Annotated in this window: 13 protein-coding genes; 6 read left to right on the top strand and 7 right to left on the bottom strand. The window is 72.0% G+C overall.

Annotated elements, in window-relative coordinates; all coding sequences use genetic code 11:
• Nucleotides 1-129 precede the first annotated feature (129 nt).
• Both ACQEVC_RS14610 and ACQEVC_RS14605 read left to right on the top strand, forming a co-directional pair.
• Nucleotides 130-420, top strand: a complete 291-nt coding sequence (locus tag ACQEVC_RS14610) for a CD225/dispanin family protein (RefSeq protein WP_346258206.1) — start codon at nt 130-132, stop codon at nt 418-420.
• Nucleotides 421-449: 29 nt separating this feature from the next.
• Entirely contained in the window at nt 450-1,112 is a 663-nt protein-coding gene (locus ACQEVC_RS14605; RefSeq protein WP_432877266.1) for a DUF4190 domain-containing protein, read from the top strand.
• 134 nt (nt 1,113-1,246) lie between these two features.
• On the opposite strand, the gene ACQEVC_RS14600 is transcribed toward ACQEVC_RS14605, so the two are convergent.
• The 4 genes from ACQEVC_RS14600 to ACQEVC_RS14585 form a co-directional block, all read right to left on the bottom strand.
• Entirely contained in the window at nt 1,247-2,617 is a 1,371-nt protein-coding gene (locus tag ACQEVC_RS14600) for a cell division protein PerM (RefSeq protein ID WP_432877264.1), read from the bottom strand.
• Between the two features lie 292 nt (nt 2,618-2,909).
• Nucleotides 2,910-3,797 carry a succinate--CoA ligase subunit alpha gene (gene sucD / locus ACQEVC_RS14595; RefSeq protein WP_432877261.1) on the bottom strand — a complete coding sequence of 296 codons (888 nt, stop codon included), beginning with the start codon at nt 3,795-3,797 and terminating at the stop codon, nt 2,910-2,912.
• A gap of 1 nt (nt 3,798) precedes the next feature.
• Nucleotides 3,799-4,977, bottom strand: coding sequence for an ADP-forming succinate--CoA ligase subunit beta (sucC, locus tag ACQEVC_RS14590; RefSeq protein WP_432877258.1), 1,179 nt, complete (start codon nt 4,975-4,977; stop codon nt 3,799-3,801).
• A 437-nt stretch (nt 4,978-5,414) separates the two neighbouring features.
• On the bottom strand, nt 5,415-5,822 hold the full coding sequence (locus tag ACQEVC_RS14585) for a cobalamin B12-binding domain-containing protein (protein ID WP_346258210.1): 408 nt from the start codon (nt 5,820-5,822) through the stop codon (nt 5,415-5,417).
• A 674-nt stretch (nt 5,823-6,496) separates the two neighbouring features.
• Between ACQEVC_RS14585 and ACQEVC_RS14580 the strand changes: the two genes are divergently transcribed.
• From ACQEVC_RS14580 to ACQEVC_RS14570, 3 genes are all read left to right on the top strand, one after another.
• On the top strand, nt 6,497-7,228 hold the full coding sequence (locus tag ACQEVC_RS14580; protein WP_432877254.1) for a M23 family metallopeptidase: 732 nt from the start codon (nt 6,497-6,499) through the stop codon (nt 7,226-7,228).
• A 269-nt stretch (nt 7,229-7,497) separates the two neighbouring features.
• Nucleotides 7,498-8,313, top strand: a complete 816-nt coding sequence (locus ACQEVC_RS14575; protein WP_432877252.1) for a M23 family metallopeptidase — start codon at nt 7,498-7,500, stop codon at nt 8,311-8,313.
• 74 nt (nt 8,314-8,387) lie between these two features.
• Nucleotides 8,388-8,798, top strand: a complete 411-nt coding sequence (locus ACQEVC_RS14570) for a TetR/AcrR family transcriptional regulator C-terminal domain-containing protein (protein ID WP_432891396.1) — start codon at nt 8,388-8,390, stop codon at nt 8,796-8,798.
• 99 nt (nt 8,799-8,897) lie between these two features.
• Here the strand turns inward: ACQEVC_RS14570 and pcrA are convergent, their stop codons facing one another.
• A complete protein-coding gene (gene pcrA / locus ACQEVC_RS14565; RefSeq protein ID WP_432877249.1) occupies nt 8,898-11,303 on the bottom strand; it encodes a DNA helicase PcrA in 2,406 nt (801 codons plus the stop codon).
• 304 nt (nt 11,304-11,607) lie between these two features.
• Between pcrA and ACQEVC_RS14560 the strand changes: the two genes are divergently transcribed.
• Nucleotides 11,608-11,937 (top strand): chorismate mutase, encoded by a 330-nt coding sequence (locus tag ACQEVC_RS14560; RefSeq protein WP_432877246.1) that lies wholly within the window; start codon nt 11,608-11,610, stop codon nt 11,935-11,937.
• A gap of 224 nt (nt 11,938-12,161) precedes the next feature.
• On the opposite strand, the gene ACQEVC_RS14555 is transcribed toward ACQEVC_RS14560, so the two are convergent.
• Nucleotides 12,162-13,187 carry an ABC transporter ATP-binding protein gene (locus ACQEVC_RS14555; RefSeq protein ID WP_432877244.1) on the bottom strand — a complete coding sequence of 342 codons (1,026 nt, stop codon included), beginning with the start codon at nt 13,185-13,187 and terminating at the stop codon, nt 12,162-12,164.
• Nucleotides 13,168-14,214 carry an ABC transporter ATP-binding protein gene (locus tag ACQEVC_RS14550; protein ID WP_432877241.1) on the bottom strand — a complete coding sequence of 349 codons (1,047 nt, stop codon included), beginning with the start codon at nt 14,212-14,214 and terminating at the stop codon, nt 13,168-13,170. Before ACQEVC_RS14550 ends, ACQEVC_RS14555 begins: the two co-directional genes overlap by 20 nt.
• Between the last annotated feature and the right edge of the window lie 7 nt (nt 14,215-14,221).

Genomic DNA, 14,221 nt, shown 5'->3' with positions numbered 1-14,221 from the left:
GCGAGCGGGCCACCAAAGTGGCGCTGATTAGGTACGCTGCCGGACGCTCGGGGCAGTGACCTGCCCCAGGAGATAGCCCCTCGGTAATTCCATACATGCGCTGAGTGCAGGCCAAGGAGCCCAACACACATGCAACCCGGTTACCCCTCACACCCGCCGCAAGAGATCAACAACAACATGACGATGTCCATCGTCGCGATCTTCCTGTTCTGGCCGCTGGCCATCCCGGCCATCATCAACGCCTCCAAGGTGAACCCGCTGCTCCAGCAGGGCAACTACCCGGCGGCCCAGGCCGCCGCCGCCGAGTCCCGCAAGTGGTCGAAGCTGGCCCTGATCATCGGCATCTGCATCTGGGCGGTCTCGCTGATCTGCTGCGTCATCAGCTTCGTCATCAGCGCCAACTCGGCGTCGAGCATCTAGTCTGAAAGACCTGTCGAAGGAGTCTTGTCATGCAGCCCGGCTACCCAGGCCAGGACCCGTACGGGCAGCAGCCGTCGGATCCGAACGCACCACAGCAACAGGATCCGTACGCGCAGCCGCCGCAGCCCACCTCGGGCCAGCCGTACGGGCAACCGACCTCGGGCCAGCCGTACGGGCAGCCCACGTCAGGCCAGCCGTACGGGCAACCGACGTCGGGGCAGCCCGCGTCGGGGCAGCCGTACGGGCAGCCGACCCCGGGCCAGCCGTACGGGCAACCGACCCCTGGGCAGCCGTACGGGCAGCCGCAGTACCAGGACGCGCAGCAGCCGTACCAGGACCCGTACGGTCAGCAGCAGCCGATGCCGGGCCAGCCCTATGGTGCGGCACCCGGTTACCAGACCGGCGGATACGCACCGGCCGGCGGGCAGAACAACACCCTCGGCCTGGTCGCGATGATCGTCGGCATCGTCTCGATTCCGGCGGCCTGCTGTGCCGCGCTCGGCATCATCGCGGGCATCGCCGGCATCGTGCTCGGCTTCCTCGGCCGGGGCAAGGCCAGCCGGGGTGAGGCCAGCAACGGGGGTCAGGCCCTGGCCGGTCTGATCTGCGGTGCCGTCGGTCTGCTCCTCGGGGTGCTCAACGTGATCCTCGCGGTCGTGCTGAACGTCAACGGTTTCGGCTACACCCCGTGACGACCGCCCGGACGGGGTACAGCCGTCCGGAGTCGTGACAGCCGCGTTGGGGCGCCCCGGAGTTTCCGGGGCGCCCCAAGCATGTTCCGGACCGGCCGGTCAGCCTCGGGCCAAGCATGTTCCGGACCGGCCGGTCAGCCTCGGGCCACGGCCCGGGTCGCGGCGGCGCCGATCAGGGTACCGATCAGCACGACGACGGTCGCCCCGGCGCCGACCTGCCAGTAGGCCGGTCCCACCTCGGCGAGCCGGCCGCCACCGAGCGGGCCGCCGGAGAGCAGGGCCGCCGCGCCGAGTACCACCCCGGCGACCGGACCGCCGACCGCGGCCGCGCCGAGCAGCGCGGCCCAGCCGGGCGGTGAGGCGTTCCGCTCGGCCGCGGAACGCGTCCGACGACGCGCGAGCAGCCAGCCCGCGGCCATGCCGGCCAGCACCGGCACGGCCAGCACGGCGCCACCGACCCCGCCGAGCGGCCCCTGCGGCAGCCCGGCCAGCAAGGGTACGGCCGGCAGCGCTCCGATGGAGACCTCGGAGGTCCGGACCACCGTGTCGGTGCCGATCGCGAAACCCGGCCCGAGGAGATAGCTGGCGGCCCAGACCGCGGCGTTCGGCGCGTAGCCGAGGCTGATCAGGGTGATGCCCGCCTGGCCCGGTACACCGGTGCGGTAGGCCCCGATCATGTCGCCGGCCTCGCCGCCGCCGGTGGCCACCGCCAGCCCGGCCGCCCCGGCCCCGGCCCCGAGCAGCAGCAGGGCGGCGACCACCCCGGTGCGCAGCCCGTCCCGGAACACCAGCGGAGTACGCCGGGCCACCGCCACCAGCACACCGCTGGCCCGGGCCGCACCGAACAGCGCGGCGAGAGTGCCGAAGCCGGTCAGCGTCAGCCCGGCCCGTACCGGGTCGGCGGTCGGCCCGGTACCGCCGAGCAGCAGCGCGGCCAGAGCGCCGAGTACCCCGTACCCGACGCCGACCGCCACCGCGACGGCGAGCGCCCGGCCGGCTGTCGGCCGTTCCCGGACCCGGACCGCCCGGCTGACGTGCACGCCGGCCCGGTTCAGCCGCCAGGCCGCCAGCATGGCGAGCGCGAGCGGCGGCAGGCCGAACGGCCCGGCATCGGTGTGCAGCGGTACGCCGTGCCCGAGCAGCCATCCGGCCAGGCCCAGCCGGGCGGCGCCGAGGACCTCGTCGCTGCCCTCGGCGAACCGGGCCGCCCCCAGCACCACGGCGACCGGCAGATAGCCGATCAGGGCCGCCCAGCCGGCGGCGACCGCCGCCGCGACCGCCAGCGGAGCCCGGCCCGGACGTCCCGCCCCGCCCCGCCTCGGCCGGGGCACCCGGCGCTCCCCGGCCGGCCCGCTCCGGCGCGGCTCCCGGCCGTCCGCCGGCCCGGACCGTCCGGCCGATCGCGCGGCACCGGCGGGCGCCGCCGGTGCGACCGGTGCGGTCTCCGGCGGGTCCGGTTCGGTCTCCGACCGACGCGGCCGGTCAGGAACGGTGGGTGGAGGCATCAGCACCTACTCTGGCACGGCAGCGGGTCGGCCGGGTTCACCGGGATCTCCGGAGGATGCCCCGGCCTTCAGGCCCGGGAGGAATCCGGACTCCACCAGGATGGGCCCGGCGGAGCCGGCGCGGTCCGGAAACTGTCCGGCCCGACTCCCTGGCACAGAGCCGCGTCCCTGGGCACGGTGCCCTGCCTCCGCGCAGAGCCCCGCCTCCCACCGTACGGGGCCGGCCTGCCGGCCGGGACGGAACCGGGGTGGCCGGCGCACGCCGACCACCCCGGAACAACACGTCGACGGCTCAGTTGCCGGACATCAGCTCCCGCATCAGCCGTGCGGTCTCGCTCGGCGTCTTGCCGACCTTGACCCCGACCGCCTCCAGGGCGGCCTTCTTCGCGTCGGCGGTGCCGGCCGAACCGGAGATGATGGCCCCGGCGTGCCCCATGGTCTTGCCGGGCGGCGCGGTGAAGCCGGCGATGTAGCCCACCACCGGCTTGGTGACGTTGGCCTTGATGAACTCGGCCGCCCGCTCCTCGGCGTCACCGCCGATCTCGCCGATCATCACGATGGCGTCGGTCTCCGGATCTGCCTGGAACGCCGCGAGCGCGTCGATATGGGTGGTGCCGATGATCGGATCACCGCCGATGCCGACACAGGTGGAGAAGCCGATGTCGCGCAGCTCGTACATCATCTGGTAGGTCAGCGTCCCGCTCTTGCTGACCAGGCCGATCCGGCCCGTGCCGGTGATGTCGGCCGGGATGATGCCGGCGTTGGCGGCGCCCGGCGAGGCGATGCCGGGGCAGTTCGGCCCGATGATCCGGGTCCGCTCCCCCTGCGCCAGGTTGTAGGCCCAGAAGGCGGCGGTGTCGTGCACCGGTACGCCCTCGGTGATCACCACCGCGAGCGGGATGCCGGCGTCGATCGCCTCGACCACGGCGCCCCGGGTGAACTGCGGCGGTACGAAGATGACGCTGACGTCCGCACCGGTGGCCGCCATCGCCTCGGCGACGTTCGCGAAGACCGGCAGCTCAACGCCGTCGAAGGCGACCTTCTGGCCGGCCTTGCGCGGGTTGACCCCACCGACCACGTTGGTGCCGGCGGCCAGCATCCGCCGGGTGTGCTTCATCCCCTCGGAGCCGGTCATCCCCTGGACGACGACCTTGGACTCCTTGGTCAGCCAGATTGCCATCTCAGACCCCCGCAGCCGCGAGCTCGGCGGCCCGCTGGGCCGCGCCATCCATAGTGTCCACCCGCTGCACCAGCGGGTTGGCGGCGCCGTCGAGGATGGCCCGCCCGGCCTCCGCGTTGTTGCCGTCGAGGCGTACCACGAGGGGCTTGTCGACCGTCTCACCGCGCTCGGCGAGCAGGGCCAGTGCCTGGATGATGCCGTTGGCGACCTCGTCGCAGGCGGTGATGCCGCCGAAGACGTTGACGAAGACGCTGCGCACCGACGGGTCGGAGAGTACGATCTCCAGCCCGTTCGCCATCACCGCGGCGCTGGCGCCACCGCCGATGTCGAGGAAGTTCGCCGGCTTGACGCCGCCGTACGACTCGCCCGCGTACGCCACCACGTCGAGGGTGGACATGACCAGGCCGGCGCCGTTGCCGATGATGCCGACCTCGCCGTCCAGCTTGACGTAGTTGAGGTCCTTCTCCTTGGCCCGCTGCTCCAGCGGGTCCACGGCCGCCTGGTCGACCAGCGCCTCGTGGTCGGGGTGCCGGAAGCCGGCGTTCTCGTCGAGCGAGACCTTCGCGTCGAGGCAGAGCACTGTGCCGTCGGTCGTCCGGGCCAGCGGGTTCACCTCGACCAGGGTGGCGTCCTCGGCTACGAACGCCTGCCAGAGGCGTACGGCGATCGGCACGACCTGGTCGGTCAGCTCGACCGGGAAGCCGGCCGCCTCCACGATTTCCCGCGCCTTGGCCTCGTCCACCCCGGCGTTCGCGTCGATCGTCACCTTGGCGACCCGCTCCGGCGTCTCGGCGGCCACCTGCTCGATGTCCATCCCGCCGGCCACGCTGGCGATGCAGAGGAAGGTGCGGTTCGCGCGATCGAGCAGGTAGGAGAAGTAGTACTCCTCGGCGATGTCCGCGGTCACCGTCAGCATGACCTTGTTGACCGTGTGGCCCTTGATGTCCATGCCGAGGATGTCGGTGGCCCGGGCCACCGCCTCGTCCGGCCCCTCGGCGAGCTTGACGCCGCCCGCCTTGCCCCGGCCGCCGACCTTCACCTGAGCCTTGACGACCACCCGGCCGCCGAGGCGCTCGGCGATCGCGCGGGCCTCCTCAGGGGTCGTCGCGACACCGCCGGCCAGCACGGGCAGTCCGTGCCGCTCGAACAGCTCACGCCCCTGGTATTCGTACAGGTCCACGATTGCGCGTCCCGTCCCGTCTCCGCGGCGCGCCGTCGCACCGCCGCCAGCGTGTGAATGAGTTGGGCCTGCTGTACGCACGAACAGGCCATCGGCCGCAGCCTAGCGAGGTGAGCACGCCGGGCATCCACGTGGGTGCTCGGTGTGCGGTAACGCACAGCAGGCCGGCCGCTGTCGCGGTCGCGGGTGGGCGGTGGCCGGGGAAAAGATTTCCCGGGCGGCGTAACCCGGCGTAAGGGACGTCGTTGAGTCTGATGTCGGAGCGCTGGGGGAAGCGCGATGACGAAGACGGCCGATGCCCTGTCGGTCGAGGGGTGGCGGCGGGGCATCGCGCATAGAGAGGCCGGACGTGTGAGGGGTGCGTCCGGCCTCTCCCCCATTTCCGCAGCGTACGCCCCGGAGCCGTCCGACCGTCGGGCTACGGCGGGTCGTGGCGGTCAGCCGACGACCGGTTGGCCCACGTTGTTCCGGACCCACTCCACGATCGAGCCGGTGGTGGCACCCGGGGTGAAGATCCTGGCCACGCCGAGCCGCTCCAGTTCCGGGATGTCCGCGTCCGGGATGATCCCGCCGCCGAACACGACCAGGTCCGTCACATCCCGCTCGGCGAGCAGTTCCAGCACCCGGCGGAAGAGCGTCATGTGCGCCCCGGAGAGCACGGAGAGGCCGATCGCGTCGGCGTCCTCCTGGATCGCCGTCTCGACGATCTGCTCAGGCGTCTGGTGCAGGCCGGTGTAGATGACTTCCATCCCGGCGTCCCGCAGGGCCCGGGCGACCACCTTCGCCCCCCGGTCGTGCCCGTCCAGGCCAGGCTTGGCGACGACCACCCGGATCCGAGAACTCATCAGCGCGACACCTCTCCTGGACACCCGACCAGAGCTACCTTAACGAACGGTAACCCGCCTGCCGGCCCCCCGGGAACTCCCCGGGCGACGAGCCCCGGGAGCAGGCCCGAGCGACGAGCCCCGGGAGCAGGCCCTGCGACGAGCCCCGGGAGCAGGCGGCGCATGGCGCCCGGAAGCAGGCGGCGCATGGCGCCCGGAAGCAGGCGGCGCATGGCGCCCGGAAGCAGGCGGCGCATGGCGCCCGGAAGCGGGCGGGGTCGGCGCACCGACAGGGCACCCGCGCCCGACGGTGCGCCGAGGCGGCAGTGGCCCGGCGTGCCCCGGCCGACACGCCGCCGCACCCCGGGAACCCCTCCGGCCATACCCCTTAGGGAGTCCTCGAAGGAGGCTCCGACACGAGTCGGGTCGATGACACCCTGCTGCGGCTGAGGTAACGGAGCGCTACTAACGAGGCCGATCGCAAAAGGTTACGAGATATGGCATTCCATGACGCACAACCGCACAGCGCACCGGCAATCTGGCGCTGCGACTTGTGGCGCGCCTAGGGGTTGGCTACCGTGGCCCACGGTTGTCATCAGGTCCATGACCGGACGACAACGCGGTCAACCGGAGTTCACCTCGATCGTCGAACATCGGTCACGGTCGCAACACTGACCCGACAACGGAGGGTGTGCGTGCGCCAGCGCCTGTCGTCTGAGCCCGATCGCTATCGAGGGCGACGCCGCGTCCCCACACCTCCGCGCAGCCGCTACGCCGCTGTTGTCACCACCGCGTTCGTCGGAGCCGGTGTCGTCGCGCTCGGCGCGGGAGCCCTGCCCGACGCCAAGGCGGTCAGCCCCTCCGCACTGGCGGACCTGGAGAAGGCCGCCGCCACCAGCGAGGACCTGAGCGCGCGGGCCGCCGACGCCCAGCAGGGCGCCGCGTCCCGGGACGACGACCGGGCCGACGGGCTCGCCTCCACCCTGGCCGCCGCCCCCGATGTCTGGCGGCTTCCGCTCGACAACTACAGCTTCACCTCGCCGTACGGGATGAAGTGGAACAAGCTGCACGCCGGCATCGACCTGGCCGCTCCCGAGGGGACGCCGTACAACGCGGTGCACGCGGGCACGGTGACCAAGGCCGGCTGGTTCGGCGGGTACGGCTACTGCGTGATCGTCCAGCACACCGACGGCACCGAGTCCATCTACGGGCACTCCTCGCAGCTACTGGTCAGCGAGGGGCAGGAGGTCAAGGCCGGCGATCAGCTCGGCCTGGTCGGCAACACCGGCCACTCCTACGGCTCGCACCTGCACCTCGAGCTGCATGTCAACGGCAAGCCGACCGACCCGATCCCCTACCTGCGGGACCGGGGAGTGGACATTCAGCTACAAGTCGACGATCTGTACACCGACGTAGCCGCTTCCTGACCCCGCGTCACGCCGCTTTACCGCCCGATCGAAACCGGTCGGGCGGTTTTCTTGTGTCCGCTGCCCCACGAAGTTTCCTCCGCCACACCGCGGACTGTGCCGGATCACACAGTCACCGCGGTCGAGATAGCGGCCATCAAGGGCGATTTCCGGCATAACCGTGCTACCGCCGTCCGGCCGTCGTCCGGACCGGCAGCCCCGTGCCGCCGTGGCACCGCCGCGCCTACCACCATTTCCCGGGTCCACGCCCCACCCAGAAGGGACCCGTCGTGCCGGAGACCGACCCGCACCAGCCCGAGACGACCGCGCACCGGGCCGTCGAGACCGGCACGAGCCGGCGTACCGGACGGTCGGACGTCGCCCGGCACCGGACCGGCGGCCGGCGTCGCTACCTCGTGCCCGGGCTGGTCGCCCTGCTCGGCCTCGGCGTGGCCGGCGCGGTGACGGCGGTGGCCGTCGGCGACGACCGGCCGACCGACCGGGTCTCGGTGGCCGCGGAGGAATCTGCCCGGGCCGCCGCCGCGCAGCGTGCCGACCGGGCCGCGCGGGAGGCCGCCAGCCCGACGACCTCCCCGGCCCCGACCGCGACGCCCACGCCGAGCGCCGCCGCGACGACCCGGCCGCCGACCCCGAGCCGGAGCAGCGCGTCCGCCAAGGCGGTCAGCCCGACCGCGAGCCGGAAGGCGCCCGCCTGGGTCGACCCGATGCCGGGCGCCGGCGTCACCTCCTGCTACGGGATGCGCTGGGGGACGATGCACGCCGGCATCGACCTGGCGATGCCGGCGGACACCCCGATCCGGGCCGCCGGAGCCGGCACGGTCGTCGATGCCGGCTGGGCCTTCGCCGGGTACGGCATCTCGGTGGTCGTCGACCACGGCAACGGCTGGCTCACCCACTACGCCCACCAGAGCCGGACGGTGGTCAGCGTCGGGCAGCGGGTCAAGCCCGGCCAGGTGATCGGGTACGAGGGTGCCACCGGCGACGCCACCGGGCCGCACCTGCACTTCGAGGTGCACAACGGGCTGTGGAACCAGGTCGACCCGGCACCGTGGATGCGGGCCCGTGGGGTGGATCTGGGCTGCTGAGCCGGGTCAGCGGTCGAGCGCGATGACCCGCTTGGCCCGGTCGATGGCATCCCTGCCTCGCCCAGCTCAGCCCGCTGACCCGGCCGCTGCCACTGGCCAACCTGATGGTGCACGGCGAGTGGGTGCTCGCCGTGCGGGACGGCCTCGGGCTCGACCCGAGCACCATGCTGGACCTGAACGTGCTGATCTACAGCTTCGTGCAGGGCCTCGCCGTGCGCCTGGAGCGGGAGACCCAGGCCAGGGCCGCCACCGGCCTCTCCGAGGAAGAGTGGATCACGCGCCAGGGGCCCGCGATGGACGCGCTGGCCGGCTCCGACGACCACCCGAACTACGCGCGGCCGCTGGCGAGCTTCGCCCGGACCGGTTACGACCTCGACCTCGACCGGCTCTTCGAGACGGGACTGCACGCCCTGCTCGGCGGCTCCGTCACCCTCGTCGAAGAGCGGGCCGCCGGAGCACAGGCGGAGCGGACCACCGGACGGTAGCCCGAACAAACCGCCGGACAGCACGCGGAGCGGACCACCGGACGGTAGCCCGAACAAACCGCCGGACAGCACGCGGAGCGGAACGCTCGGTAGCGGCGGTCAGAGTTTGTCGATCGGGGCGTGCCGGAGCACCAGCCAGAGCGTCTGGTCGCCGAAGTCGATCTGGGCCCGGGCACCCGGACCGTGCCCCTCGACCGCCAGCACCCGGCCGAGGCCGTAGCGCTGGTGGTTGACCCGGTCCCCGGCAGCGACCTTGGGCGGCTGCTTCAGCTCGCTCGCGGTGCTGAGCCGGCTGCCGTCGATGCCGAGCCGCGAGGCGAGCTGGGCGGCCTTCGGCGTACCCCCGGAGAAGCCGCCGCCCCGGTAGGCGCCGGACCGGTCCTCGGCGCCGGACCGGCCACCCACGCCGCCGCCCGTCCCGGACCACGAGGTGTAGGCGGCCCCGGTGCGCTCCCAGCGCACCAGGTCGCCCGGTAACTCGTCGACGAACCGGGACGGCGGGTTGTAGGACGGCTGCCCCCAGGCCGACCGGGTGACCGCCCGGGACAGGTAGAGCCGCTTGCGGGCCCGGGTGATCCCGACGTACGCCAGCCGGCGCTCCTCCTCCAGCTCCCGGTTGTCGCCGAGCGCCCGCAGGTGCGGGAAGACGCCGTCCTCCAGCCCGGTCAGGAAGACCACCGGGAACTCCAGCCCCTTGGCGGTGTGCAGGGTCATCAGGGTGACCACACCCTGGTGGTCGGGGTCGTCCGACGGCACCTGGTCGGCGTCGGCGACCAGCGCGACCTGCTCCAGGAAGCCGGCCAGGGTGGCACCGGGAGCGCCCTCGTCGGCCAGCGCCTCCACCCGTTCGGTGTATTCCCGGGCGACGCTGACCAGCTCCTGAAGGTTCTCCACCCGGCCGGCGTCCTGCGGGTCGATGCTCTCCTCCAGCTCGCCGAGGTAGCCGGAGCGGGTCAGCACCGCCTCCAGCACCTCTTCCGGCAGGGCGGTCTCGGCCAGCTCCCGCAGCCCGTCGAGCAGGGTGACGAACTCGGCGATCGCGTTGGCCGACCGGGTGGAGATGCCCGGCGCCTCGGACGCCCGGCGCAGCGCCGCGCCGAACGAGACCCGGTCCCGGGTGGCCAGCGCCTCCACGCAGGCCTCGGCCCGGTCGCCGATGCCCCGGCGGGGAGTGTTGAGGATCCGCCGGATGCTCACCGTGTCGTCGTCGTTGACCACGGCACGGAGGTAGGCCAGGGCGTCCCGGACCTCCTTGCGCTCGTAGAACCGGACCCCGCCGACCACCTTGTAGGGGAGCCCGACCCGGATGAAGACCTCTTCGAATACCCGGGACTGCGCGTTGGTGCGGTAGAAGACCGCGATGTCGCCGGGGCGGGCCACCCCGGCGTCACAGAGCCGGTCGATCTCCCGGCCCACCCAGTCCGCCTCGGCGTGCTCGGTGTCGGCGACGTAGCCGACGATCTGCTCCCCCGCGCCCTCCTCGCTCCACAGCCGCTTCGGCTTGCGCGAGCTGTTGCGCTCGATCACCGCGTTGGCCGCGTTGAGGATCGTCTGGGTGGAGCGGTAGTTCTGCTCCAGCAGGATGGTCCGGGCGTCGGTGAAGTCCCGCTCGAACTCCAGGATGTTCCGGATGGTGGCGCCGCGGAACGCGTAGATCGACTGGTCGGCGTCGCCGACCACGCACAGCTCGGCCGGCTCGACCCCGGGTGTGCCGCCGACCAGCTCCTTGACCAGGGTGTACTGCGCGTGGTTGGTGTCCTGGTATTCGTCGACCAGTACGTGCCGGAACCGGCGGCGGTAGCTCTCGGCGACGTGCGGGTGCGACTGGAGCAGGTGCACCGTCGTCATGATCAGGTCGTCGAAGTCGAGTGCGTGCGCCTCGGTCAGCCGCCGCTGGTAGAGCGTGTACGCCTCGGCCAGCGCCCGCTCGTTCGGCCCGTTCGCCCGGCCGGCGAAGGTCTCCGGGTCGATCAGCTCGTTCTTCAGGTTGGAGACCTGGGTGGTCAGCCCCCGGGCCGGATAGCGCTTCGGGTCGAGGTCCAGCTCCCGGGTGACCAACTGCATCAGCCGGCGCGAGTCGTCGGCGTCGTAGATCGAGAACGTCGACTTCAGGCCGGCGTGCTCGTGCTCGGCCCGCAGGATGCGTACGCAGGCGGAGTGGAACGTCGAGACCCACATCAGCCGGGCCCGGGGCCCGACCAGCGCGGCGACCCGGTCCTTCATCTCCCCGGCCGCCTTGTTGGTGAAGGTGATCGCGATGATCTGCCCCGGATGCACGTCCCGGGCGGCGAGCAGGTAGGCGATCCGGTGGGTCAGCACCCGGGTCTTGCCCGAGCCGGCGCCCGCCACGATCAGCAGCGGCGCCCCGGAGTGGGTCACCGCGTCCCGCTGTGGCCCGTTCAGCCCGGCCAGCAGGGCCTGCGGGTCGGGGCCGGACGGCCGGTGCCGGGGCGCGCTCTGGGCCGGAGGGACGGAGGGCGGCGGAGGTTCGAAGAGAGCATGCATCGCCCCGCGAGTCTATGCCGCCGGGGAGACAGCTACGCCTCCGCCGGGCCCGTACCCGCCTCGGCCGGATTGTTCCCGCCCGTCGCCTTCCGGGCATCGCCGATGCGCTTGCCAAGACACCGCTGGCTGGGCATACTCAACCCGTGATCCATCGGGCGCAGCCTTACTTTTACTACGGCTCCGGGAGTCCGGCAGCCGTGGGTCGCGCCTGAACATGACCTACGAAAAGCCCCGGGCTCCTGAAGCCCGGGGCTTTTCGCGTCGGGATCCAGGCACCGGGGACCTGGCTGGCAAGGAGGACCCCATGGCGGCAGAGGTGGCAGCAGAGGTGGCACAGCAACCCGCCGAGGCGAACGGCGCCGAGCCCGAGACCGGGACGAGCGCGCCGGACGCCTCGCAGCACATCCTCGGGCTGCGGGAGCGGATCAACGAGATCGACCGCGAGCTGATCGCCCTCTGGCAGGAGCGCGCCGCACTCTCCCAGCAGGTCGGCCGGACCCGGATGGCCTCCGGCGGCACCCGGCTGGTCCTCTCCCGCGAACGGGAGATCCTGGACCGGTTCCGGGAGGCGCTCGGCGCGGACGGTACCCAGCTCGCCCTGCTGCTGCTCCGGGCCGGTCGCGGCCCGCTCTGAGCCGTACCCCGGGCGGGTCTGCTCCAGACCGGTCGCGGCCCACTCTGAGCCGTACCCCGGGCGGGTCTGCTCCGCCGACCGGCCGGCGGCCCTCGGCGGCCCGGGAGATACGCGAGCCCGGGACGCCGGCCGCATGGATGGCGGCCCGCGCCCCGGGCAGTGAGGAGGCGTTCTTCTCGCATCGGTGGTTGGCCGGGTCAGGCACACCACCGCGTCTGACCGGTCTATTCGACCGCGTGCACCACGTCCCGCTCCTCGGCGAAATGACATGCGCTCGGGTGCGCCGAGTGCTCCCGCTCCACCAGCGGCGGCTCCTGGCTGGCGCAGATCTCCTGCGCCTTCCAGCAGCGGGTGCGGAACCGGCAGCCCGACGGCGGGTTGGCCGGCGACGGCACGTCGCCCTCCAGGACGATCTGGTCCCGCTGGCCGCGCAGGGTCGGATCCGGCACCGGCACCGCCGAGAGCAGCGCCTGGGTGTACGGGTGGGTCGGCCGCTCGTAGATCTCGTCCTCGACGCCGATCTCCACGACCTTGCCCAGGTACATCACCGCGACCCGGTCGGCGATGTGCCGGACCACCGACAGGTCGTGCGCGATGAAGATGTACGACAGCCCCAGCTCGTCCTGCAACCGCTCCAGCAGGTTGATCACCTGCGCCTGGATCGACACGTCCAGCGCCGACACCGGCTCGTCACAGACGATGATCTCCGGCCTGAGGGCGAGCGCCCGGGCGATCCCGATGCGCTGCCGCTGACCGCCGGAGAACTGGTGCGGATAGCGGTTGATGTGCTCCGGGTTCAGCCCGACCAGGTCCAGCAGCTCCCGGACCCGTTGCTTCCGCTCGCCGGCCGGAGCGACCTCCGGGTGGATGTCGAACGGCTCACCGACGATGTCGCCGACCGTCATCCGCGGGTTCAACGAGGTGTACGGGTCCTGCAACACCATCTGGATGTTGCGCCGGGCCTTCCGCATCTCGCCACCGGCCAGCCGGGTCATGTCCTGACCCCGGACGTTGATCGCACCGCTGGTCGGCTTCTCCAGCCCGACCAGCAGCTTGGCCAGCGTCGACTTGCCGCAGCCGGACTCGCCCACCACGCCGAGGGTCTCGCCCCGGCGCAGTTGCAGGTCGACGCCGTCGACCGCGCGTACCGCACCGACCTTCTTCTGGAAGACGATGCCCCGGGTGATCGGGAAGTGCTTGACCAGCCCGCGGGTCTCCAGCACGACCTCGTTACCTGACGGCTGGCTCATCGCCGACCACCTCCGTCCAGAAATGGCACCGTGCCGTCCGAACCGGATCCACCTCGTACTGCGGTGGCGGCGGGTCGGCCCGGCACACGTCGCGGGCGTACGCGCACCGCGGGTGGAACGGGCAGCCGGCCGGGATCCGGGTCAGGTTGGGCGGCAGCCCCTTGATCACGTTGAGCTGCTGCCCCTTGAGGTCGAGTCGGGGAATCGACTCCAGCAGCGCCTTGGTGTACGGGTGCGCCGGCCGGGCGTAGATGTCCAGCACCGGCGCCTCCTCGACCACCTTCCCGGCGTACATCACCGAGATCCGGTCGGCCACGTCGGCGACCACACCCATGTCGTGGGTGATCAGGATCAGGCCCATGTTCCGTTCCCGCCGCAGCTCGGCGAGGAGGTTCATGATCTGGGCCTGCACCGTGACGTCCAGCGCCGTGGTCGGCTCGTCCGCGATCAGCACCTTCGGGTCGAGCGCCAGCGCCATCGCGATCATGACGCGCTGCCGCATACCGCCGGAGAACTGGTGCGGGAAGTCCCCGACCCGCTGCTTCGCGGCCGGGATCTTGACCAGGTCGAGCAACTCGACCGCCCGCTTCCGGGCGTCCTGCCGGGACATCCCGCGGTGCACCCGGAACAGCTCGCCGATCTGCCAGCCGACCGGGAAGACCGGGTTCAGCGCGGAGAGCGCGTCCTGGAAGATCATGGCGATGTGGTTGGCGCGTACCCTCCGGCGCTGCTCCTCAGGGAGCTTGAGCAGGTCGACACCGCGGTAGCGGATCGCCCCTCCGGTGACGAACCCGGGCGGCGAGTCGAGGATGCCCATGATCGCCTGGGCGGTGACGGACTTGCCGCAGCCGGACTCGCCCAGGATCGCCAGCGTCTCGCCGGGATCCAGGTGCAGGTCCACCCCGTTGATCGCCCGGGCGATCCCGACCTGGGTATGGAACTCGACGTGCAGACCCTCGACCTCCAGCAGCCGGGCGGACGAGTCCATCCCGGGCAGGACGTCGATCTCTGCCTTGATATCGGTCATGGGTCAG

Source organism: Plantactinospora sp. CA-294935, assembly GCF_050936445.1.
Classification (GTDB): domain Bacteria; phylum Actinomycetota; class Actinomycetes; order Mycobacteriales; family Micromonosporaceae; genus Plantactinospora.
The sequence above is the reverse complement of the archived record's forward strand: the minus strand, read 5'-3'. Positions and strand labels throughout refer to the sequence as shown.